The following is a 24,424-nucleotide window of genomic DNA, read 5'->3' on the forward strand; positions in this document are numbered from 1 at the left end:
GCTGACCAACCAATGTCTGCCAGTACCAGCCGCCGCGCGACCCCGAAGGGCGTAGAGCGCGCACTCGGCGGCGGCACCTTGCCGCCCGCGCTTGTTGTGCGCCGCGTAAATGGTCATGGAGACCAACCAATGCCTGCCAGTACCAGCCGCCGCGCGACCCCGAAGGGGCATTGGCGGGCGCACCCGGCAGCGGCACCTTGCCGCCCGCGCTTATTGTGCGCCGCGTAAATCGCGAACGCTTTCACGTTCCACCAGAACCGGTTCGATCGGATTGACCAGCCCGCCCTGCCCCGGCTTGAGCAGCAGTTCAAATGCCCGGTCAACCACTTGCTGCCCCGGCACTTCCGTCGTCGTCAGCGCCGGGCATCCCAGTTCCTCCAGTCCGAAAAACTTGCCGACCGTCACGATGCTGACATCTCCGGGGCAGTTCAGGCCGCGTTCGTACAGCACCCGCAATGCGCCGAACGCGCCCGGCAGCGAATCGGTCAGGAGCGCGGTCAGGTCGTACCGGTCCAGCAGATCCGCCGCGATCCGGTAACCGGCGGTCAGCGGATTGCTCCAGTTCCCGATCCGCAGTTCCGAACGCTTCAGGTCGCGGTAGTTCAGCTTGTATTCGTACAGCGCCTGCTTGACCCCCTCCAGATGCAGCGCGCCCGCGCTCTGCAAAGGCTGGTCGGAAACGTAGCCGATCCGGCGGTGGCCGTGACGCAGCAGGCACTCCATTTTCAGATAGCCCGAGCGCCGGTTGTCGCCGTAGACGAAAGCCAGCTTTCCACCGAATTCAGGCGGCGGCAGCAGCACCACCATCGGAATCCCCGCCGCCTCCAGCCGCTTCACCAGCGTTCCGGTCAGGTTGAAACCGATCCGGATGATCGCTCCAGCGATCCTCTCCTCCCGCTCCAGCAGTTCAAATAAGGATTCAAGGTCCGAATCCGGCTGCAGCTTCAGCGAAACAAGCTCGCAGTTGTTTTTCAGCGCGGCCAGCTCGATCCGATGGGTCATCTCCCAGTCCGAATAAGAAAAGAAATCGGGATAGACCGATACGATCCTGCCTCCGCCGAGCAGCGGATTGCCGTTTTCGAGCTTCTGGTCGCGCGGGATCACGAAGGTTCCCTTGCCGCGGCGGCGAATGATGTACCGCTCCCGCTCCAGCTCGACCATCACCTTGTTCACCGTCGCGCGACACACGCCGAACTGCCGTGACAGCTCGTTTTCCGACGGAAGCCGCGTGTTGATCCCGCTGTTCCGTATCTCCCGGAGCAGCATCTCCTTAAGCTCGCCGTGCCGGGTGTTCCTCTGACCGGATGCCACCGCCATCTCCTTACCCTCATAAAAAATAATTCAAGTTGTCTATACATTAATTATACCCGATAAGCGGTCCCATGTCAAGAGGCGCTTGTGAAATTATCAGAATTTTTTTCCGGCGCCCCTCTTTGCAAACATGGAATTTCACTGTATAATAATAACGGGCAGGAGGCTTATTTCCCAATAGTCCTCCAGATGCCGGAACAGGCGGCATACGCTCCTGTTTTCATCATTTCACCATGAAAGGATAGCCGAGAATTCCGACTATGAGTTCCGAAAAAGAGAGACTGACCGATACCGATGAAATCGATGCCGCCGTAGTGCCGGCGGACGATGTGCAGGGTTTGGGCAATACCGATGAAATCGGCGCTTCCGCAGTACTGGCGGGCGATGCGCAGCACAACAGCCCCCGGATGCAGCCGGTTGAAACCCTGACTGACTCCGACGAAATCGACGCCACCGTGATTCTGGCAAACGGCGCGCACAACGACGATGTGTCAACACAGCCGGCAGCGGGAGAAGCGCAAGCGGTTCCGGAGCTCCCCGGCGGCATCGGTCAATATCGTTTTCTGTGCAACTTCGCGGCGGGCGGAGTCGGACAGGTCGGCAAAGCCCGCGACCTGATTTTCGACCGCATCGTCGCGGTCAAGAAACTGAATGAAAAACTCCGGGACAATCCGCGCGCGGTCAGCGCCTTCTTCGACGAATGCCGCCTGAACGCCCGGCTCGACCATCCTTCGATCGTGCCCGTCTACGCGATGGGCAAGGATGAATCCGGCCACCTCGAAGTGATGATGAAACTGGTCAACGGCAGTTCGTTCGCCCAATTCATCAGGGCCGCCCGCCAGACCTACGACCATAAGAAGATCAGCAACCGTCAGGAGCGCCACGCCTTAACCTCCCGGCTGGAATATTTCCTGAAAGTCTGCGAAGCGGTCTCCTACTGCCACAGCCGCGGCATCATGCACGGCGACATCAAACCCGCCAACATCATGATGGGCGAATTCGGCGAAGTCTACCTGATGGACTGGGGCAGCGCCCAGCCGCTGAATATCGTGCTGGAACACCTCAGCGGGACTCCCAACTACCTGCCGCCGGAGTTCCTGCGCGACCGCCGCACCTCAACGCAGGTGGATGTTTTCGCGCTCGGCATGGTCCTGTTCGAAGTCGTGACGCTGCGGCGCAGCGGCAACGGCGCGGTCCCCGACACCGCTGCCGCTTCGAAAAGCGCCCAGCCCTCAGGCCCCCGCAACGACGTGAACGACTCCGACAGCTACCGGCACTACCTGCCGGAGCTGAAAATCGGCAAGGCGATCAAGGCGATCATCTACAAGGCGATCCATCCCGACCCGGCGCAGCGCTACCAGAGCGTGAGCGCACTGGCTTCCGACGTGCGCCATTTCATCTATGACGAGGAGGTCTCGGCATCGCCGGACGGGCCGGTGCGCAAACTGTTCCGGATCGTCTACCGGAACCGGATCAGGACGCTGCTGGTGCTCGGCGCGCTCTTCGCATTTCTCGGCGGCTGGCTTTTCTACTCCTATTACCGCGCCAGCGAGCAGGAGCGCATCCACACCCGCGCCCTGACCCAGCAGCTCCGGTTCCAATCCTACACCGACCGCCAGGCTGCCGCGGTGGAAAAGAAATTCCTGCTGGCCCAGACCCAGCTGCTGCTTTTTTCCGACAACCTGATCGAGGAGATGGCAAGGCCGCACGAGGCCGATGCCGCCTTTTACGACAACGAACAGTACAAGTCGCCGGAGACCTCGCCGCCCGGCATGCAGGATTCGGAATATTATCCGAATCCGGTCAACCTCCGGCACATGGTCCGCATTCCGGCGGAGCGCCCCGAAGCGGTCCGGCTTGACCTGCTCGGCCCGAGGCAGTTCACCCAGCTTTGCAACAAAGTGATCCGCTACACGCTCGACAGCAACAAGGTCAGCCTGCTGGACCGGCAGTTCCACGCGAAGCTTTTCGATCAGAACAACCTGATCCAGCGGCTGTTCATCGCCTGGGCCGACGGAACGCGCTACAGCTATCCCGGCACCTACCAGCAGACGGTTTTCAACGACTCCATCCATTCCGCCTGGTGGAAACAGCTTGAACACTCCGCGGACAAGCAGGAGATTTCCTGGTCGAAACCTTACCGCAACAATGCCGGACGCATCCTGATCAACTGCAGTTATCCGCTGTACAGCCCCCGGAAGGAGTTCCTCGGCTTCGCCGGAATAGAGTTGCGGGTCTCCAAGCTGTTCGCTTCCGTGCTTCAGGCCCGCCGGGACGATCCGGTTCACGAGTTTTATTACGTCGGGCGGTTCCACCATGTGATCTCGTTCGACACCGACGGTCTCAGCCTGACCGGCCGGAACGGCACGCTGCCCGACGGCGTTTCGGTTCAGCCGCTGGTCGGCTTCGCAGAACGGTTGCGCGAGAATCACTACCGCCAGTTCGAAGCGGAATTCAACGGGAAACGCTACCATGTCGACGGCGCTCTGATTCCGACCTCCGGCGGCGTATTGCTGCAGCTGATCGAAAACAAAGCGTTCCACTCCCACCGCCACCCGGAGGAGTGAAAACTGCCGGAATTCCGTCGCTCCGCCCGCTCGCGGCTTGTAATTTCGCCGGAGATGCTGTATTTTCAGAATGAATATCAATATACAGCGGAAGGTTTCAGATGAGTTCCGAAAAGAAGCCGGTCGATACCGATGAAATCGATGCGACCGTCGTGCTGGCGGGAAACGCGCGGCAAAATACCACCCGGACGGAACCGGCGGAAGAAAGCCGGGCGGAGGTGCCGGAGAGCAGCCGCCAGTTCCGTTTCCTGTGCAACTTCGCCGCCGGGGGAGTCGGCTGCGTCGGCAAGGCCCGCGACCTGTTTTTCGACCGCATCGTCGCGGTCAAAAGCCTGAACGAGAAGTTCCGGGACGATCCGCGCGCGATCGAAGCCTTCCTCGAAGAATGCCGCCTGAACGCCCGGCTCGACCATCCTTCGATCGTCCCGGTCTACGCGATGGGCAAGGACAGCGCGGGGCATTGGGAAGTGATGATGAAGCTGATCAACGGCACCTCGCTCGCCCAGTTCATCAAGGCCGCCCGCGAAGCCTATCTCCACAAACAGGTCAGCAGCCGCCAGGAACAGCACGCGCTGATCTCCCGGCTGGAATACTTTCTGAAGGTGTGCGAGGTGGTCTCCTACTGCCACAGCCAGGGCATCATGCACGGCGACATCAAGCCGGGCAACATCATGATGGGCGAATTCGGCGAAGTCTACCTGATGGACTGGGGCAGCGCCCAGGCGCTGGACACCGTGCCGGAACATCTCAGCGGAACCCCCAACTACCTGCCGCCGGAGTTCCTGCGCGACCGCCGGACCACGCCGCAGGTCGACATTTTCTCGCTCGGCATGGTTCTCTTTGAAATCGTGACCCTGCGCCGGAGCAGCAGCGGCAATGTATCCGAGGAGGGATCGGCACCGCCCGGCACGTCCGCCACCGTGACCCGCAGCGACATCCGCGACTCCGACAGCTACCGCCACTACCTGCCGGAGCTGAAGATCAGCAACACGGTCAAGGCGATCATCTACAAGGCGATCCATCCCGATCCGGCACAGCGTTACGCAAGCGTAAGCGCGCTGGCCTCCGATGTGCGCCACTTCATCTACGACGAGGAGGTTTCGGCGGCTCCGGACGGGCCGGTGCGTAAATTCTCCCGGGTCGTCTACCGCAACCGGATCAAATCCCTGCTGATCCTCGGAGCGCTGTTCGCCCTGCTCGGCCTCTGGCTTTTTTATTCGTATTACCGCGCCAGCGAGCAGGAACAGCTGCGCAGCCGCGCCCTGGCCCAGCACCTCAAATTCCAGTCCTACACCGACCAGCTCGCCGCCGCGGTGGAGAAGAAATTCCTGCTGGCGCAGGCTCAACTGCTGCTTTTCGCGGACAACCTGATCGAGGATATGGCCGAGCCGTACCGCAGCACTTCCGCCTTCTACGACAACGACCGATTCCGTTCCGCCGAAACCTCGCCGCCGGGCATGCAGAGTTCGGACTATTATCCGAATCCGGTCAACCTCCGGTACATGGTCCGCATTCCGGCGGAGCATCCCTCCGCCGTCCGGCTCGAACTGCTCGGCGCCAAACAGTATGTCGAGATCTGCAACAAGATCATCCGTTACGACCTGAGCAGCCACAACATCAACATGCCGACCCGCGAGATCCATCAGTTGCTGTTCAGCGCGCAGAATCAGGTGCAGCGGCTGTTCGTCGCGTGGGCCGACGGGGTGCGCTACAGTTATCCCGGCACCTACGAGGACCCCGCCAGTTCCGCCTTTTCCCAGTGCTGGAGCAAGCTCAAAGAGACCGCCGGCAGTCAGGCGATCAGCTGGTCCAAACCTTACCGGGGCGTACTCGACCGGCACCGGATCAACTGCCGTTATCCATTGTACACCACCGCCAAAGAGTTCCTCGGCATCGCCGGGCTGGAACTGCGGCTGGAGGAAACGTTCGGCCCGCTGGTCCGGGCGCACCGCGCCGATCCCGTTCATGAGCTCTATTTCGTCGGCCGCCACAATCAGGTGGTCGCGATCACCGGCGACGGTCTTTTCCTCGCGAACGAGGACGGCAGGCTGCCCGGCGGCCCCCCGGTTCAGCCGCTGGTCCGCTTCGCAAACCGGCTGCGGCGGAACCGCTACCAGCAGTTCGAGGCGGATTTCAACGGCAAACACTACTATGTTTCCGGAGCGCCGATCCAGACTGTCGGCGGCACGCTGGTTCAGATGATCGAGGAGAACGCCTTCCGCACCCATCGCCATCATTATGAAAATGAAAATTGAAAGAAGCCGGTTCCTCCTGTATATTATGCAATTTCAACAACGCATAACCGCAGGACGGATACGAGATGGATATTGAAGATTTTTCACAGGACCGGGAGCCGCGGGCAAAAGCGCTGATCCCTTTCGGTGTGTTCCTGGTCTTTTACCTCGGGCTCTCGATCGCATCGGGAGATTTCTATAAGGTTCCGATGCCGGTGGCCTTTCTGGTCGCCTCGGCGACCGCGCTGGTGCTGAACCGCAGGGCTTCACTGAAAAGCAAGATCGAACTTTTCGCGCACGGCATGGGCAACGTGGACATCATGACCATGTGCCTGATCTTCATCCTGGCCGGAGCCTTCGCCAGCACCGCCAAGGCGATGGGGGCGGTCGATGCGACGGTGAACCTCGCATTGACTTTCATCCCGCCCAACCTGCTTGTAGGCGGACTCTTTCTGGTGGCCTGCTTTATTTCGCTGTCGATCGGCACCTCCGTCGGAACCGTGGTCGCGCTCGCGCCGATCGCGGCGGGCGTAACCCAGAACCTCGGCATCCCGATCGGCGTCTGTCTCGGAGCGGTAGTCGGCGGAGCGATGTTCGGGGATAACCTGTCGATGATTTCGGACACCACCATCGCGGCCACCCGCACCCAGCAGGTCGAAATGAACCGCAAATTCTACGCGAATATCAAAATCGTGATCCCGGCCGCCATCCTGACCATACTGCTGTACCTGATTTTCGCCACCCACGCCGGAACCGCGCCGCAGGTCAGGCCGATCACCTTCATCGACTGCTGCAAGGTGGCGCCATACCTCGCAGTGCTGGTGCTGGCGCTGTTCGGCGTCAATGTGATGGCGCTGCTGATGTTCGGCTCGGTACTGGCCGGGACGGTCGGGCTGCTGAACGGCAGCTTCGATTTCTTCGGCTTCCTGAAAGGCGCGGGGGACGGCGCGCTGAGCATGTCCGAAACCCTGATCGTCGCGCTGCTCGCGGGCGGCCTGCTGAAAGTGATCCGCTACAACGGCGGCATCGGCTATCTGCTCGGCCTGATCGAGCGGCACATCCGCGGGCGGCGCGGCGGCGAATTCGGCATCGCGCTGCTGGTTTCGGCGGTGAACGTCTTCACCGCCAACAACACCGTCGCAATCGTGATCGCCGGGCCGATCGCCCGGGACATCTCCGAACGCTACGGCATCGCGCCGGCCCGATCGGCCAGCATCCTCGACACCTCCAGCTGCATCGTGCAGGGCATCCTGCCCTACGGCGCGCAGGTGCTGGCGGCGGTGGGGCTGGCCGGGGCGGCGGTCTCCGCCTTCGACGTGCTGGCGTTCCTGTGGTATCCCTATGTATTGGCCTTCTTCCTGATACTCGCAATCGCGCTCGGCTTCCCCCGCTCCGCCTCCCGTCCCTGACTCCGGAGTCAGGGCCTGAGCGGCGGTTGATAGCCCTCGTCGCCGCCGAGCTTTTTCCAGCGGAAATAGATCCACAAGAGAAGCACGAAGCACGGGATCGTAAAAAGGAAATCCCACACATAGAGCCAGCGGTAGCCGAAGAGATCGATGAACCAGCCGCCCGCCGCGTTGGCGGCGACCAGCAGCAGGGCCTTGACCATCGCCGCCGCCGAACAGAACTGGCCGAACTGCTCTTTCGGATACAGTTTCACGCACAGCGGCAGCAGCGAGGAGTTCTGCACCGTATAGACGACGGCGAGCAGGATTCCCATCGCCATGAACGTGCCGTAGCCGTGCACGAAAAAGAATCCGAAGGGGTTCACGAAGATCACCAGCAGCGCCCCGGCCAGATAGATCCGCAGCGGATGGAACCGGTCCACGAGGTATCCCATCGGCAGATAGAGCGCGACGCCGACGATGCCGCCGACCGCGCCGACCCGGCCGAATTGCGCGGTGGTCAGCCCGAGGTCATTCAGCGCGAACAGCAGATTGAACATGTTGCGGCAGACCGTCGACACGTAATTGAACGCCAGCCCGACGAAAAGGATCGAAAAGAACGGCACCGAAAAACAGTCGCGGAAATAACCGGCCACCATCGCCTTCAGCCCCGGCTTCACCGGCGGAGGCGGCGGATACTCCCCCTCCTTCACGTTCAGGCACATCCCGGTGAAGCTCAATACGTAGATCAGCGCGACCACCGTGAAGATGACCGACATGTGGGTTTTCGCATAGGGCATCACCAGCAGATTGAAGCACATGCCGCCCAATGTTCCGGCGATCCGGAACAGCGACATGAAGCGGCCGATGAACTGCTGCGGCACCACGTCCGCGAAAATGTAGTAGAACACCGACCCGACAAACAAATCGAATCCCTGATAGCAGATCACGAAAAACGCGATCAGGCAGATGGTGAACGTCGCGGGACTCCCGCCGTCCCCCCACAGCAGATTGTAAAAGAACGCGCCGATCTGATCGCTCCAGCCGAGCAGGATCAGAAAGAGCGCGGTAAAGGGAGGCGTGAACAGCAGATACGGAATCCGCCTGCCCCACCGGCTGCGGGTGCGGTCGCTGCGGGTGCTGACGATCGGGTTGATGATGAAATTCAACAGCGCGGGGATGCTGCCCATCAGGATTCCGATGGTCAGGTTGCTCGCATTGTGCATCTTCAGCAGCAGCGGCGTCAGCGACGGCGACACCGTCTCCATCATCGAGAAGCAGAAGTCCCCCCACAGCAGCCAGATGAAGAGATTCAGCAGCCCGAGGCGGGTGTAAGTCAGTGTCCCGCAGCGGTAGAGGACCTCGCCCCCCTCCTCTTTCATCGTGTTGCCTCCAGCGTGATTTCGCGTTCCAGCCGGATCGACTCGTAGGCGGCGTTCATCACCCGGATCGCGGCGTAGCTGTCCTCCAACGTGGTTTCCGGGCGCTTTCGCTCCCCGGCGATGGCCGCAACGAAACTGCCGATCAGCGAATCCGCCGGGTCGCCCGGCAGCCGCGGCGTGCCGTCCACGATCAGCCGGTCGGGCGATACGTAACGGTTGCCGACGATATAGATGTGCCGGTCGAAGAAGTCGCACGAAAAGTATCCCTTCGTGCCGGTCAGCTTCAGGTTGCACTCCAGCGACTTCGGCCAGAGCAGCCGCCGGGTCGGCACCTTCTCCTCCAGATTGGAGTAGGAGGGATTGATGAAATACTTCACGCCATCGTCCAGTTCGCCGGTGATGGCGGCGTGATCCTCGACCGCGAGGTGGGCGCGCTGGTTCCGGGCCGAAACCGCGCTGACGGTGCGGAACTCCCGCCCGGTGATCCAGCGGATCAGGTCGAACGGATGCGGATGGTCGGTGATCGCGCCGCCGCGGCAGGTCTCCGAGCCGGGCCGCAGCGGCACGCGCCTGCCGTAGGAGAGCACCGGGTCGCCCCAGTTCGGGAAGTAGTTGCACGGGCTCTGTGAAATATTGGTCAGATAGACCGATTTCAGCTTACCGAGCGCGCCGGACCGGAAGAGCTTCCGGGCGTACGCGAACTGCGGATTGAAGTGCAGCTCAAGCTCGCACTGGATCACCCGGTCATAGTTCCGGCCGATCGCGATCATCTCCCGGCACTCATCCTCATCCATCGAAATCACCTTCATCATATAGATGTGCAGCTTGCGGGAGACCGCCGCCTTGAACATTTCGAAGTGGTCGATGTTGTCGCTGCCGATCATCACCGCGTCGGCTTCGGGATGCGCCTCGAACATCTCGCGATAGTCGGAATAGAAGCGCACTCCCGGACGGTTTTCCAGAAAGCCGCGCGCCTGTTCCAGCCGGGCGGCGTCGAAATCCGAAACCGCGACCACCTCCATTGTGTCCACCCGCCGCCCCGCGCCGCGCAGATAGGCAGGCACGTGGGGGTTGGCGGTTCCGGCGACCATGATTCTGATTTTATTCATCGCAAAGCCTCCCTGATCATGGTTTGAATTGCCGCCGCATTGCCGGGGCCGGGCGGCACCAGCCCCAGCCGGGCCGCCTCCGTGAACCGCTGTTTCATCTGTTCAACCGGACCGTTCGCGGGCGGCAGCGAAGCCAGCTCCGCGACCGGGAACTCCAGAATTTCGTCGGTGGCGAACACCATGCCCTCCTCGTTGAAATATCCGACCAGCGGCTGGTTGGTCACATGGCCGTTGCTGAAATTGGCTTTGACGAAACAGATGTCCGGCATGGTCTCCGGCAGGCATTCGTTCAGCTCGCATTCCGCAACGACTTCGTTGCCGAACCGGACCAGCGCAAAGAGATTGTTCATGCCCGGAACCTTCTCGACGTACAGAGAACGGAACTCCGCGCCCGCCAGCTGCTGCGCGCCGTCCAGCATCGCGGCGAAGGTGTCGTACAAAAACTCCCGTTCGCCGGTTGCGAAGCGTTTCGGCCGGCTCCAGGTGAAACGCAATGAGCAGAGTTCCCCGCAGCAATTTTCCGCAATCGCCTGTTGAATGCGTTCCAATACCGGATTCATCCGCCAGTAGAAGGCGGTCACGAAGCCGTCGCCGGTGCGTCCGGCGGCCTCCGATGGGGTGATGATCGGCAGCATGGTTCAGTTCGCCTTTCCGTTGAGGGCCGTTCCGGTTTCCAGCACAAGGTCGATTAGCCGGTCGCGGAAAGCGAGCAGCTTCGCCGGGTCTTTCGTATAGCCGGTCGCTCCGGCGACCACATCGTCGTCGATTTGCAGCGCGGCTTCGGCCCGTTTCACCAGCTCCGGATGCGAGCTTCCGTTTTTCAACGCTTCCGTATTGCGTTTCAGCATCGTGAAGTACTCGTAATCCTGCATGCCGTCGCGCAGGTTCTTGAGCCGCGTGGAGGCCCACGGTTCCCAATCGGGGGCCGGATACATCAGGTTGCCGCCGCCGTTGGTCGCGCTGATCTGCTGGTTGAAGGCGCTGCGGAAATAGGGTAGCCACGGAATCTGCGGCCAATGCACTTCGCCGCGCGCCATCTTCGCCTGGATCTCCGGCGTCATCCACGTCACGGAGCGGCTCCGGTAATCCTGCTGCGACGCGGCCTGCGCCTCCTTCGGGGAATTGCTCATCCACTCGCGGTTCAGCCCCCAGTAGAGCAGCCCGGAAAGGCCGAGTTTCCAGGTCATGTACGGAATCACGCGCGGGTCGATGCCGGGCGAATCGAGGTTGAAGTTCGCATACGGAGCGGACGGATAATCGGTCGGATACCACCAGACCAGTTCCCCTTTCGCCTGACGTTCGCGCACCAGCGCCATGTCGAGGTGGTCGAACAGCGGGCACCAGATATCCACCTTGCCGTACAGCCGCGCGTCGATTGCGGCGGTGTTCAGCCGGGGGACTTCCGGGAACAGTTCCTTCGCGATCCCGTAATCCCGCCGCATCGCCTTGAGCCTTGTTTCGATCGTTTCAGGCGTGCCGACCGCCAGCACTTCGTCGTAGCCGAAGAAGACCGGACGCAGTTTTCCTTCATACCGCCTGATGAGTCCGCGATACTTCACCTCATTGTCGCGGATCTTCTCGTTGACCGGCAAAAAGAGCATCGCCTTGCCGTTTTCGGCGCAATAGTCGAGATACTCCTCGCCGATGTCGATCCCGCCGCCCCACAGGTTCATCGGTTCGAGCCGGTGGTCGAGCAGAAAGCGGAGGAAGCCGCGCCGCTTCTCCGGCGGCGTATCCGCACCATAGAACATCTTCGCCCACGCGTCCGCAAAGCAGAACGCGGTATCCAGCGACGCCTTTTCCGGCAGCGACAGCCCGGTGGCCGCCACTGTAACCGGCACCGTGACCGGTTCCATTCCCTCCGGCGTCACAGTCACGGACGCCGCATAGTTCCCGGCCGGAGTTCCGGCGGGCAGATACAGATCGAACCACAGCGTCACGAGGCCGCCCGACACCTTGAAAGCAGCGCCGGGACGCAGGATGTCCGGCCACGCCTCCGGCGTTTTCGCGGCCTTCGCGGTCATCACCGGCTCGACCAGATACGAGGCGAATTTCGCGCCCTTCACCTCCCTGCCGTCCGGGCCGGTCACCCTGGAAAGCTCCGCCTTGACGCCGGAGAAGCTCTGCCCGGGCCGGGCCAGCAGCACCGTCTGGAAGCTGCCGTATTCGTTGCCGGAAAGCCGCAATCCGGCGCAGTCCGAACCGTTGCCGCCGTAACCGGACTTCACCTTCACCATCGGCGACTCGACCAGCACCGCATAGCCGCGGCGGGCGGCGGCGGAACCGGGAACGAAGCACGCCTCGATCCGCTTCACATCCAGCAGCAGCGCCTCACCGTCCTCCAACTGCCGGCGGCATTCGGCGATGCTCCGGGCGTATTCGGGAAAACTCCGGGCAGCGGCAAGCCGTTCCGCCGCGCCGCGCACCGCCGATTCGATCTTCGCCCGGCGCGCTTCGAGCTGCTCCGGCACGGCTTCTTTGAGTTTTTGTTGCATTGCGGCCAGTTCGCCGCGCAGGGCGGCAAGATCGAAGCCGTTCTCCATCAGCCGCGCGGTACGTTCTTCGACCGTGCGGCGGTCGCCCGTTTCGGGGAAGCAGAGCTTGCCGAACCGCTCCGGCTGGTGGAATTGCACCATCGGCACCCGTGACAGCACCTCACTGGTCACCGGATTCTCGCGTCCGGCGTTGAAGCCCCACACCGCATCCGGCGCGGGAGCGCCGCCCAATGCAGCGAACGGCACGGTCAGCAGCGCACTCCAGCCGTCGGCCTGCTTTGCGACTTCCACGGTTGCGCCGGAATTCCAGCTTTTATCCCGCACAAAACCTTCGCAGCGGGCATCGTACAGCGTTCCGGCGGCATTGCCGACCCAGTGGAAATAGGCTTTGCCGGTCCGGTCCGGCTGCAGGAAAAGTTCGAAACAGTCGTCGCGCCAGACCTTGCCGTCCGTTTCGGCCGTCCCGCCGGAGCGTTTGGCCATGTCGGCGGCCTTCAGGCCGAAACGAGCGTACAGATTCCGGTCATCCCTCCACAGTTTCACTTCGGCCGTCTCCTTCGCGGCTCCGCCGGCGGGAAGCAGTTCCATCCCCGCCTGCGGTTCGGACGACGGAGCGGCGTGTAAAAAGAACGGCGCTTCGCCGACCGCCGCCGGAGGAAACTCCCCGGTCGCGGCGGTCACCGTGACCGGCCCGAACAGCGTCGCGGAGTTTTCGGAAGGGCTGCCGAGCGTCCAGAGCCGGCCCGGCGCATCCGCGTCCGCATCCCGGAATTTCGCGTCGCGCAGCACCGGAACCCCGTTCACCAGCAGGTCGAATGTGCGTTTCAACAGGTTCAGCCGGTAGCAGACGCGGTTCCACTCATTCATCTTCACCGCTCCGGCATTCACCCACGCGCCGCCGTCGAGCGCGCGCAGCTTTCCTTTTTCCTGAACCACCGTCACGATCCGTTTGCCGTTTGCGGCGTTGACCAGCAGCGCATAGCGGGAGCTCTCCGCAACCGGCTTGAACCAATAGTCGACCTCCAGCTCGACGGCGTCGCCCGGACCGGGCAGCGGAAAGCTCCAGCTTCCCTCCGACACCTTGCCGCCTTCCTTGACGGACGAGACTTCCAGCGCGACCGGAAACTCCGGCGAACCGGATTCCACGATCCGCTGCCGCTTTCCCTGCGGGCTGTAGTTGCGGAAATCCTCCCGCACCAGCAGCCGCCGGGCGGCCCGCTCCCGGGAAGCGTCGTGCACTTCGATCGCGGCGAAGCGGCTGACGGACTCCCCCTTTTCGGAGCCGAGCGTCCAGATCTTGCCCGGAGTTCCCGGCCCTTCCTCCCGGAATTCCACTCCGGCCAGCACCGGATACTCCATATCATTCACATAGAGATCGTATCCGCCGTCTCCCACCGCATACCGGATATACGCCCACTCCCCGGCGGCCAGCGGCCCGGCAGGGCGCCATTTGCCCGCCTGGCCGTCGGCGGCGAGCAGGCGTCTGCCGTCCCAGACCAGCGTGACCAGCTTCTTTCCCGCCGTGTCGTTGACCAGCAGCCCATAGCGGGCGTCACCGGAAACCGGACAGAACCAATAATCGATTTCGACCGGCTTCCCGGCCGGAACCGCCAGCCGGGCATTCCAACTGCCCTGTTCCGGTTTCCCGCCGTCCGGCTCCAGCCGGGAACGCAATTCCATCGCCTGTTTGAATTCCGGTTTCCCCTCTACCGGCACAATGCCGATCAGGTGGTGCGACGGAATGCCCCCCTTGCTGAAATCCTGTTGATAATACACCTCCGCCGCCAGACTCCATGCCAGAAGCAGCACGGCGGCCAGTAACAGTCGTCTGATTGCCATTTTTCTTTCCTTCCTTAATTGGTTTTACGCCATCCGGCTTCGACATCGCAATAATACACCTCCTTGGCCGGGTCTTCCCACCCCTGCCGGACCAGTTCTCCGAAGCGGGCCGGAGAGACGGCTCCGACATGCCCGTCCGCATATCCCAGATTCCCGAGACCGCTGTGGATGTTGCTGAAACCGCCTCTGCCCCCGTCGCCGGAGCCGATATAACAGTTGTAGAAACCGACTCTGCCGCCCGGCTTGATACTCATGCAGCAGCCCGCGAACGCGGTTTCCGTCGGATGGGGGACTTTCCGCCAGTCGCGGTATTTCGGCATTGGCCAGACCGTATTGGTCTGCATGCCGCCGTAAGTGACGAAGCGCCCGGCCAACACCTTGGGATTGCGCGGCATCGACGGGCAGAAAAACACCTTGTCCTTCTCGGTCACGATCTCGCCTCCATTCAGAAAATCGTTCCAATACCGTTCCGGCGTCACCTGATACCCCTGCAGGATCCCTTTGTTGTCGTTGATATAGCTGATGAAATACAAACCGAGCTGTTTCAGGTTGGATGCGCAGCTGATCGCCCGTGCCTTCTCCCGCGCCCGGTTCAGCGCGGGCAGCAGCATCGACGCCAGAATCGCGATGATCGCTATCACCACGAGCAACTCAATAAGCGTGAATGATCTTAAGCGGCGGGATGCGGGGGGCGTATCCGCCGCCCCCCGCGCCCCCTGCGTCCGGCAAGGTGCCGGTGCCGGGTACGGGACGGTCGACAGGCGGAGCTGCGGTCGCTCGGCGAAGGAAGAAGATCCGCAATAACGTGAAGTTGTCTTCCCGCTTTTTTGCGGAAAGGCAACTTCACGTTTTTGCTCCGACTTGCCGCTTGCAGAGCATTGGCGAAGGCGTGAGAGCTTGCCGAACATCTGGGTAATGTTAAGATTATCTGGTACGGGGAGAGACGCGGCGCAAGCCGCCGCTTTCTCTCCCCCGAACCCCTCTCTTTTACGCAGAGCGGCAGCCGTGGACTGATTGTATATTTTACAAATTATGTTCGTAAACAGCTTAATCAGCGTAAAATGATTGTTTTTCTTCATCTTCCCTCCTTTACAGGTTCTTGACCAGAGGCCGGTATTTTTTCAGGTTCGCGGCGTTGTATTCGTCGCCGCCGGGGGCGTTCGCACTGCGCCAGACCGGCGGCGTCAGGCCGCGTTCCACGCACTGCCGGACGCATTCGATTTCGAGCCAGTGGGCGATGGTGAAGTCCACCACGTTCGACACCGGTGCGATCGGCGTATCGAAGCCCGGCACCTTCACCTGCGCGTCGCCGACCGGGTTGCAGTCGTCGATGCAGACGTCCGCGAGGTCGAAGAGGTTCTTCCCGGAACTGTGCCGGATGAAGTGGTCCGGCGGCATCTCCTTCTGCCAGTGCGAGCTGGACACCGCGACGATCTTCGCACCGGCCCGTTTCGCCTCCAGCGCCGCGTCGATGGTCGCCGCGTTGATCCCGATGTTGTGGAAGATGATCAGCAGGTCTCCCGGCTGAAGATCGTAATATCTCATGATCGCCGAACCGTAATTCTCGGAGCGTTCGAGTTCGAGGTACTTCAGCGCCTGGTTGAACACCGACAGCCCGGTTTCCATGACCGGGTTGATGTTCGCGAGGCCGCCCGCCCGGAAGAACATCTCGCCCATCACCAGTGTGGTGTGCCCGCCGCCGCCGTACACGCTGATCAGCCGGTCCTGTTCGACCGCGTCGGCCATCAGCTTCCCGGCGGCCTGAATGTTCGTGGCCTGCTCCTCTTTGACCCGGCGCAGGTTCGCCTCGATCTGTTCCAGATATCCGAAATCGTTCAACATCTCATTTCCCCTTTCCGATGACACGTTTGTAGTTCTCTCCGATGCGGTCCCACAGTTTCAGCGCGTCCGGCGCGGCCAGCACGGTGCCGTAGCCGCCCCGGTAGGTCCAGGTGCCGAGCCGGTCCACCCCCAGCGACTCGTACAGCTCCACCGTCCGGTCGATCTCGGCGAAATCCTCCGGCTGTCTGTAATAGCCCATCAGCCACCGTTCCGACTGCTTGCCGTACTTTCTCGCGGCCGCGACCGTGCGGCGGGTGATCTCCTCGAAGAAGCCGCGCGGCAGGTTCCACGCGACGATCGTGGTCGAAAACACGTCGAAGTACGGGCTGGCCGCGACTTCGTCCCAGTCGTCGTAGCCGCGGTGTTCGGTCACGTAATAGCTGTTCAGCGTCGCGTGCACGCAGCAGGTGATCTCCTGCGCCGGGTCCAGCTCCTTGATCCGGCGCGAGGTGTCCTCAAGGATGAACAGCGCCTCGCGGCGGCGGAACCGCTTCACGTCGTCGTTCATCACCTTCGGCATCTCATAGCCGTAATGCTCCCGGAACTTCCCCATGCAGACCGGGCAGCGGCAGGTCCAGTCCTCGCCCGCGCCGCCGGTGATCGAAGCGTAGGATTTCGGGAACGCATAGTGCGGCTCGTCCCAGAAGAAGCCGTCCGCCCCCGCCTCGCGCGCCAGCGTCAGGCAGAACCGCGCGAAGTAGTCGCGGAAGCTCGGCGTGTTGAAGCACGCATACGGCAGCGCCTCCCCGGTCAGCGCCGAAACCTGCCGGTTCCCGGTGTTGTCCTGCAGGAACTTGCTGACCTGCTCTCCGCCGAAAAACTTGCCGATCCCCCACGGGTCGATCAGCACCTGAAGCCCGAGGCGGTGCGCCGCCTCCACGATGCGCGGGATGTTCGGCCGCCAGAAATCGAAATCGAATTCGGTGACCGCCAGGATCACGGTCGTACAGCCGTGATCGAGCATTTCGCGGAAATCCGCTTCGGCGTGCTCCACATAGCCGAGGTTGTAATAGCTGACGGCGGTTCGCGTGATTGACATGGTTCCTCCCGATATTGTTATATGTAAAGTAAAAAGGTCACGGCAGATCAAAGGAGCTTTCGCGCACCACCAGAGTCGGATCCAGATAGTTGGTCGCCCCCGGCCCGTCATTCGCGCCGTGCAGGCGGCGCAGCAGCATTTCGAGCGCGTTTTCCGCGATTCCGGCCAGCGGATAGGAGATGCTGGTCAGCGACGGATACACCTCCGACGCGATCGGCAGATCGTCGAAGCCGACCACCGAAACCTCGCGCGGGATGGAGAATTTGCACAGCCGCGCCGCCCGGATCATCCGCAGCGCAAACAAGTCGTGATAACAGAACACCCCGGTCTTGCCGCCGCGGTGGAGCCGCGCGAGGTACTCCGGCAGGTCGCTTTCGTCGCGGTCGACGTCGACGCGCAGATGACGCTCCCCGGGAAGCTCCACGCCGCGCTGGTGCAGCTCGAATGCAAAGCCGCGGAACCGCATGTCGTTGCGGAAGTTGCTGATCCCCATGTACAGATAATCCGAACAGCGCTGTTCGATCAGGTGGATCGCCGCCAGCCTCCCGGCTTCAAAGTCGTTGGTCATCACGGTGTCGGCGTCCACCCCGGCGACCCGGCGGCCGATCAGCGCGAAGGGCAACGTCAGATTCCGCAGGGCCGGAGCCGAATCGATGTCGTGCGCGGGACAGACCAGAAAACCGCCAGCACCGCTGTTTTCCAGCATCCGGAACAGGTGTTCCTCATGGCGCACATTGTAGTCGCTGCCCGCCGAAATCAGTTCCAGCCCCCGTCGCCTCCCGGCCAGTTCCAGCGCATTCAGCAGCCGGGAGAAGAACGGATTGTCGATCTTGGTGACCACCACGCCGATCCGGCATGAAGCCGCCGCGCCGTGCATCGAACGCGCGGCGATGCTGGTCCGCCTGCCGCTGCGCACCAGCAGCCCGTCCTCCTTGAGCCGGTTCACGATCCGCTGCGCGGTGACCAGAGAAATATCGAATACATCGCACAGCTCGCGCACCGTCATGAACGCGGTTCCGGGCGCGCCGTGTTCGCCGTTGCGGATCTCCGCCCCGATCTCCTTTACGATTTCCGCGCATTTGGTGGCCGACATGATACCCTCCGGTTGTTTCAATATTTATTATACCCAAAGCATAACAAACCTCCAAGAGAAGTATAACAATAAAGTCCGAAAAAATTCCGGCGCGGTATGTGCCCCCGCCTCTCCTGCAGCTGATGTTCACTTTCATCGGTCCCGATATCCGCTTTTCCGTCAGGCAGGACGGAAATGAGGATTGTCTTTTTACCGCTTCTGAAGTAAAATCACAGCAGAATATCCAGACGGACCGGGAAGCAGCACCGCCGTGATTTTCTTCGCGGCCGGAACCCGGCGCGGCCCCGTTTCCGGGCGGCGCGGAACAATCTACAATCCGGCATTGATCATGCGCTGATACTCCAGCAGATGACTCCGATCCAGTTCGCGTTTTTGCGCCAGCGCCTGATTCAATGTTTCAAATACCATCGGAATGACATTCAGACTGGGGTTCTGAATCGGCGGCCTGGCGTATTTCAACCACTCCAGCCAGAAATTTTCAACTCCTAGCCCGACCGGATCATAGGCGGGAAGCGCCAGGCACTCCCGGCAGAAATCGGCATAATGGTTCCGAATGAATAAAAGTTCCAGATTTCTGAGGAGCTTTTCCGGCGCCGGATGATTTGAAGTCACTCCGATACCGCGCAGCGATACCGCCGCGGCACGGCAGCTCCCGTGCGGAACCGGCTGCGCACCCCACTCTCCCGGCGGTGCGATGCGGGTCAGCAATGTATAATCCACACTGTCGCCGAGCACCATCGCCAACTCGCCGGAAGCCAGCTTCTTCACCAGAATGTCACGGGGATCTCCGTAATGATGCCAGACGACGCCCTCCTGCCGCATGAGACGGGAAAAGAACATGAGTCCCTCCGCCGCTTCATCCCGCGCGATGGCGCAGTTCCGGTTGAGGTCGAAGAAGCAGCCGCCGCTCTGAAAAATAAAGGACGCATACATGCTTACGGTAAACAGAATCCCGAGGCTCTGCAAAGAAAGCTCCTGATTTCCCAGTACGACCGCATGTTCCAGGAGTTCGTTCCATCCCCAGTGGTCATCCGGGAAAGGGCGCCCCGCCTGTCGGAAGCGCAGCTTGTTATACAATAACACCGGCAGGCAGAAATTCACCGGCAGAGCGTAAAGTTTCCCGTTGTAGCGCATGGCGTCAAGCAGTGAGTTCGGAAATTTCTCCGGACTCAGGATTTTTGAACGATACAGCAGCTCATCCAGCGGCTCAAGCACGCCGCAGTCGGCCAGAATCGGCAACTGCCCCTCGTCCAACGCAATCAGTCCGGGATGTTTCGCCAGTCCGGTATTCTGCTGAATCAGCCATTCCAGATAGTTGCGGTTGCCCAAGTATTCCCGGGAAGGGAACTCATTGATGATGAGTTCCGGCGCCGCCCGCTCCACAAATTTCCTGAACGGTTCCATATCGAATACCGCCTGCCATGCGTGGAAAAAATTTTTATGTTCCAATCTGACATCATCCGCGACAAAAGTGCCGGCCCCATGGCTCCGCCGGATCAATCCCTTCTCTTCCAGACAGTTATATGCACCATTGATCACCGCGATACTGCACTGGTACAGCCCGGCGAATTCCCGCAGACTGGGCAGCCGCTCTCCGGCCGGACGCGCTCCGGAAAGGATTTCGTCCGAAAGTCTCCTTACGATCTGTTTCGTCAGCGGTACTATTTTTTTCAATTTCCCAGGCATTGGCTCCTCCGATTATTGCCTTGGACGCCATCAACATCCACTCATCGATAATATAAACCCTTCCCTGGATAAATTCATAACACTTTTCGCATAATGTGTTATATTTTCAGAAAAAAAATAAAATGACAGGTGGCAAAATCATTTTTTTTTGCTATAATATCCTGTAATGAACATGCGGAATATAACTCTCAAAAGTGCCGGAAGAGGAGAAATTATGAGTAGAATCAAATTCACATTAATTGAACTTCTTATCGTAATTGCAATCATAGCAATTCTGGCCTCGATGCTGCTTCCCGCTTTGAATCAGGCACGGGAAAAAGCGAAAGGGGCCAAATGCCTCAACAATGTGAAGCAGCTTGCACTGGGGATGATCCAATACACGGAAGACAACAACGGCAATTTAATGCCATACTCCGGATACGGCTGCAGTTTGAAAAACAGTTCCGGCGACAGCGTGATCTGGATCGGGCAAATCGCCCGGTATGTCGGTATCGGCCTGGTCAACAACAACTGGTATACTTCGCAGCAGCAAGGCTCGGTCTGGATTGCCACTCCGGTTTCCCCGCTCTTTCAATGTCCCAGCCGGGACTCGTCAAACAATACCAGAGATCGTTTATTTCAGGAAAACTACGGCATGAACTTCCATATGGGATGGGCGACGGCCACAAACAATACCTACCTGAAACGTGTCAAACGCCCTGCGGAGCGGCTGCTCATCGCCGATAATAAACGAACCGACGGATTGCCGATTCTGGAACATCGCGCCCATTTCGGAGTTCGCCACGGCAACGGCAAAGGCAGTATTGTCGGCTATGGCGACGGACACGCTTCCATGTTTTTCCATACTGCCGTTGAAAGCGGCGAACACCACTATATGTGGGGGAAGAATATGAAGGATTGACGGACTGTTTATTCCGTTTATAATTTTCAAGGATCATGACATGAAGAAATTTCTGACCTCCATCGCACTTGCTCCGGCATTCGTGCTGGGCGCAGCGGAGATGTTGTTCAACGGATTCCCGGCGGACAATCCGGGAGCCGGCTGGGGCGGCAATCCGGTCATTGAAAACAGCGTGCTGAAAATCAGATCGGAATCCGCCAACCCGGTTTTCTATCTGGCGAAAGACAACTGGAAAAATTACCGTGTGAGTTTTACGCTGGTCCGGCGCGGAGGAGCTTATTTTGAAATTTATGCGGGATGGCGGTATCCGCACTTCATAAAATTTTCCCTTCCTCCGGTACATCAGGGAAAGATTCTGGTTTCCCGCGGAACCGCCGGCGGCAAATCCGAAAAACTGAAAGAGTGCCGCTGGCCCCAAAAGTTTACCGCCGGGCAGGAGTTGAAATGCGCCGTCACGGTTCTCACGGAAAAGGCCTCGCTGCATATCAATGGCGAACTCGTCGCGGAAACCGGATCAGATGTCCCGTTTTCCGGCGGAATCGCTTTCGGCGGCACCTGGAACTCCGATTTTGAAGTCAGCGATCTCAAAGTGGAACAATTGCCGCCTCCGCCCCGAAAAGCAGTTCCGGTAACGGACAACTTCGAGCGTCCCGTCATCCGTAACGGGACCTTCTTTTACCACGGCAAACCCACTTTCATGCTCGGAGTCAATGACGCCGGCAACAATTTCTGGGAATTCACTCCCGACAACGCCCGGCCTCCTTACGAACCCAATGACCTCCTGACCGACCAGCTTGACCTGCGCATTGCCGGAGAAATGGGATTCAATGTCAACCATACCTATACATTTGCCCGTCAGGTGGCGGAAGAGTATCTGCCGGAGATGGGTTTGACCCACGCGCAGGCGGACCTGCTGCTGGGCAGCCCTTACCGCGAACACTGGGCGAACCGCTTCCGCCACCGCGACCGGATCAGCGGGATGCCGCTGGTTGTGGACTACTCTCTGCTTCATTTATTCACGATGAATGATTTGCCCGGCCGTCTCTCCCAAGCCGGTTTTCCGGCCGATACCCGGCACGACGGCGGCTTCATGCCGTATGTGCCGGAAACCCGTCCGGGCAAGGATATCTATAAATATTACTTCAAAGGCGGGGCGGAATTCTGGCTCAACAGCGGCAAATCCAATCCATGGGTCTATGAACTTTTCAACGAAGTCCAATGGTATCACTCCAAACATCCGGAAAACAAAAAACTTTTTGCCGGCTGGCTGAAGCGTAAGTACAATCACGACCTGGAACAGCTCCGTGCGGTATGGGGAAACGAAACGCCGAAAAATTTTGAAGCGGCCGCGGAACCTTCGCCATGGACCGGCGGCCGCATGAAAGCGGACTGGATGGATTTCCTCGGCGACCGTTTCGTCGAAATCTTTCAGGCAGGCAAAGCGGCAATCCGGGAAGTCGACCCGCGCCCCAATGTCTATTTTGACATTGAAATCGCCGTAAGTTCGCTCTGGTACGAACAAAACGGCATCGATTACCACAAGCTGATGAAAACTGCGGATATTTTCGGCAGCGAAGGCGGCATGCCATTCGGACTCTTTTCCGGCACTTCCGGCAATTATCTGGAAGATGTTTACAACAACAAATTTCTTTCGGTGATGTTCTTTTACGATCTGGCCCGCGCATTTGCCGGAGAGAAACCGATCATGAATCAGGAAAGTTATGTTTCCCGCAACCACGGCGCGCTGGGCCGCATTCCGGTTCGCCGTTCGGACTTCACCACCATGCTGTGGTTTGAAGTTTTTCACAATTACTCCGGCTCCCAGATTTACTGCTGGTGGAAAGGAGGACGCAATTTCCCATGGAAAACGCTGGATGATGCCCGCCGAAGCGGCATCGGAAACCCGCCGGCCCTGCTGAACCCCTATTATTATCCGCTGGACACGCTGAAAGGCATCAAAGATTTTTCACAGGAAATCGCCCGGCTGGCAGAAATCGCGCTGCCGTATCCGCGCACACTCAACGATATCGGTATTCTCTACTCCCTGCCCTCGGTGTGGCGTCAGCCGCACGCGGTACGCGGCGATCAGAAATTCGCATACCAGCAGCAATGCTTCAACTGGTACAACGCCTTCCTGTCCCGCCAGCTTCCGGTCGGCGTAACGACGGAGCAGGAACTCAATGAGCGCGGAGCGGGTACATTCAAAGTGATCGCGGTGCCGAACCCTTCCCACATCTTCCCGGCCACCCGCGAGACGCTGAAAAAATTCGCAGCGGCGGGCGGTATTGTACTGTGGGGAGAAAATTCCGGCAAATTCGACCAGTATGGACGCAGTCTGCCCGAATTCTCTCCGCAGGATGCCGGTTTCCGAATCGTCCCGGCCTTGAAAGATGCGGAAAGCGAACGCAATGCAATATATCGTGCCCTGCAAGATTCCGGCTACGTTTCCCCATGGAAAATCATCCCGGCAGATGCGTGGCAGACCCATGAACTTGAAGTCCGGGCGATCCGCCGCGACGATTGCGATCTCTATTTCCTCTGCAACTGGAACGGACGCGAAACCGGAGCCGTGAAATTTATCCCGCCTCTCCCCGGTTCCCGCCGGAACAATTCCTTCTACGTCACCGACATGGTTACCCGGGAACCTTTCGCGGCTCCATCCGGCAGGCTTGAATGGAAGCGCGAAGAACTGCGTGCCGGGATCTTTCTGGCACTTCCGTCACAGGAACGGGTGCTGCTGGCCGTCTCAACCACACCGGCAGCGGCTCCGGGAAAAAATGCAAGGACCCGGGCCGATGAACAGAAGAGAAACTCCGCAATACAGCGGGAGCTGGCGGAACGTCTGGCCGCACTCGACGCGCAACTCAAAGCAATCGAGGCGGAAAAGCGAGCAGCACACGCTCAGGCGCGAGCCGGGTATCAAGTCGATTCGGCCAAGTGCCGCGCACTGGATATGACCGGAGCTGTCAACATGGGATTTCAGGATGAAACTGCCGGCGACCGCAAAGGGGGCTGGACCGATCAGGGAGAGTTGGACGCCCGGGATTTCCCGACCGGCAGAATTACTCTGGCAAACGTCCCGTTCAAGGTGATTGATCCGGCGGACAACGACGGAAAATCCTGTGCGGTACTGGCAGGTACGATCAAATATTTTCCGACGGAAACTCCGGAGATTCCGGTAAACGCCAAAATCGCCAATCTCTATTTTCTACATGCCGCCGCCTGGGGGAACAAGAGCGGGAAACTATTCGAATATCTCATTACCTATGATGACGGAACAACCTGCGCGTTTCCGATAAACGGCACTGCGGAATGTGCTGACTGGATCAACCCGCAGCCGTTGAACAACGGTTATATCGCATGGGAAAAAAAGCGGCCGGCCGGTTTCACCGTCGGCGCTTACGTGACACGCTGGAACAATCCGAATCCGGCGAAAAACGTAAAGTCAGTCAAGGCGGTTTCCGGCGGCAGGGAAGCGGTCCCCGTAATTCTCGGGATCACCTGCGAACTGTTGACAGAACTTCCCTGAAACTCACCGGCC

At 60.0% G+C, this 24,424-nt stretch carries 15 protein-coding genes; 5 read left to right on the forward strand and 10 right to left on the reverse strand.

The window, feature by feature from the left end; translation table 11 throughout:
- Positions 1-210: 210 nt before the first annotated feature.
- Positions 211-1,311, reverse strand: a complete 1,101-nt coding sequence (locus C8D82_RS04350) for a substrate-binding domain-containing protein (RefSeq protein WP_165832823.1) — start codon at positions 1,309-1,311, stop codon at positions 211-213.
- A gap of 260 nt (positions 1,312-1,571) precedes the next feature.
- Here C8D82_RS04350 and C8D82_RS04355 point away from each other — a divergent pair, with 260 nt between their 5' ends.
- From C8D82_RS04355 to C8D82_RS04365, 3 genes are all read left to right on the forward strand, one after another.
- Positions 1,572-3,878, forward strand: a complete 2,307-nt coding sequence (locus C8D82_RS04355; RefSeq protein WP_116883049.1) for a protein kinase domain-containing protein — start codon at positions 1,572-1,574, stop codon at positions 3,876-3,878.
- Between the two features lie 101 nt (positions 3,879-3,979).
- Positions 3,980-6,133, forward strand: a complete 2,154-nt coding sequence (locus C8D82_RS04360) for a protein kinase domain-containing protein (protein WP_116883050.1) — start codon at positions 3,980-3,982, stop codon at positions 6,131-6,133.
- Between the two features lie 65 nt (positions 6,134-6,198).
- Positions 6,199-7,521, forward strand: coding sequence for a Na+/H+ antiporter NhaC family protein (locus C8D82_RS04365; protein WP_116883051.1), 1,323 nt, complete (start codon positions 6,199-6,201; stop codon positions 7,519-7,521).
- An 8-nt stretch (positions 7,522-7,529) separates the two neighbouring features.
- On the opposite strand, the gene C8D82_RS04370 is transcribed toward C8D82_RS04365, so the two are convergent.
- The 9 genes from C8D82_RS04370 to C8D82_RS04410 all read right to left on the reverse strand — a co-directional run bounded on the left by C8D82_RS04370 (position 7,530) and on the right by C8D82_RS04410 (position 19,982).
- Positions 7,530-8,879, reverse strand: coding sequence for an MFS transporter (locus C8D82_RS04370; RefSeq protein WP_116883052.1), 1,350 nt, complete (start codon positions 8,877-8,879; stop codon positions 7,530-7,532).
- Entirely contained in the window at positions 8,876-9,988 is a 1,113-nt protein-coding gene (locus C8D82_RS04375) for a Gfo/Idh/MocA family protein (protein WP_116883053.1), read from the reverse strand. The genes C8D82_RS04370 and C8D82_RS04375 overlap by 4 nt, the downstream gene beginning before the upstream one ends.
- A complete protein-coding gene (locus C8D82_RS04380; RefSeq protein ID WP_116883054.1) occupies positions 9,985-10,623 on the reverse strand; it encodes a Gfo/Idh/MocA family oxidoreductase in 639 nt (212 codons plus the stop codon). Before C8D82_RS04380 ends, C8D82_RS04375 begins: the two co-directional genes overlap by 4 nt.
- 3 nt (positions 10,624-10,626) lie before the next feature.
- Positions 10,627-14,322, reverse strand: a complete 3,696-nt coding sequence (locus C8D82_RS04385) for a glycoside hydrolase domain-containing protein (protein WP_116883055.1) — start codon at positions 14,320-14,322, stop codon at positions 10,627-10,629.
- Between the two features lie 14 nt (positions 14,323-14,336).
- On the reverse strand, positions 14,337-14,966 hold the full coding sequence (locus C8D82_RS04390; protein WP_207776069.1) for a DUF1559 domain-containing protein: 630 nt from the start codon (positions 14,964-14,966) through the stop codon (positions 14,337-14,339).
- A 445-nt stretch (positions 14,967-15,411) separates the two neighbouring features.
- Positions 15,412-16,164 (reverse strand): sugar isomerase domain-containing protein, encoded by a 753-nt coding sequence (locus tag C8D82_RS04395; RefSeq protein WP_116883057.1) that lies wholly within the window; start codon positions 16,162-16,164, stop codon positions 15,412-15,414.
- Between the two features lies 1 nt (position 16,165).
- Positions 16,166-17,203 carry a hypothetical protein gene (locus tag C8D82_RS04400; protein ID WP_116883058.1) on the reverse strand — a complete coding sequence of 346 codons (1,038 nt, stop codon included), beginning with the start codon at positions 17,201-17,203 and terminating at the stop codon, positions 16,166-16,168.
- A gap of 37 nt (positions 17,204-17,240) precedes the next feature.
- Positions 17,241-18,296 (reverse strand): substrate-binding domain-containing protein, encoded by a 1,056-nt coding sequence (locus C8D82_RS04405; RefSeq protein ID WP_116883059.1) that lies wholly within the window; start codon positions 18,294-18,296, stop codon positions 17,241-17,243.
- Between the two features lie 309 nt (positions 18,297-18,605).
- Positions 18,606-19,982 (reverse strand): extracellular solute-binding protein, encoded by a 1,377-nt coding sequence (locus tag C8D82_RS04410; RefSeq protein WP_116883060.1) that lies wholly within the window; start codon positions 19,980-19,982, stop codon positions 18,606-18,608.
- A gap of 214 nt (positions 19,983-20,196) precedes the next feature.
- Between C8D82_RS04410 and C8D82_RS04415 the strand changes: the two genes are divergently transcribed.
- The gene (locus tag C8D82_RS04415; RefSeq protein WP_165832824.1) at positions 20,197-20,883 is read left to right on the forward strand and encodes a DUF1559 family PulG-like putative transporter; all 687 of its coding nucleotides are present in this window, start codon (positions 20,197-20,199) and stop codon (positions 20,881-20,883) included.
- A 40-nt stretch (positions 20,884-20,923) separates the two neighbouring features.
- Positions 20,924-24,412 carry a beta-galactosidase trimerization domain-containing protein gene (locus tag C8D82_RS04420; RefSeq protein WP_116883062.1) on the forward strand — a complete coding sequence of 1,163 codons (3,489 nt, stop codon included), beginning with the start codon at positions 20,924-20,926 and terminating at the stop codon, positions 24,410-24,412.
- The last annotated feature ends 12 nt before the right edge of the window (positions 24,413-24,424 follow it).

This window comes from Victivallis vadensis, assembly GCF_003096415.1.
GTDB classification, from domain to species: domain Bacteria; phylum Verrucomicrobiota; class Lentisphaeria; order Victivallales; family Victivallaceae; genus Victivallis; species Victivallis vadensis.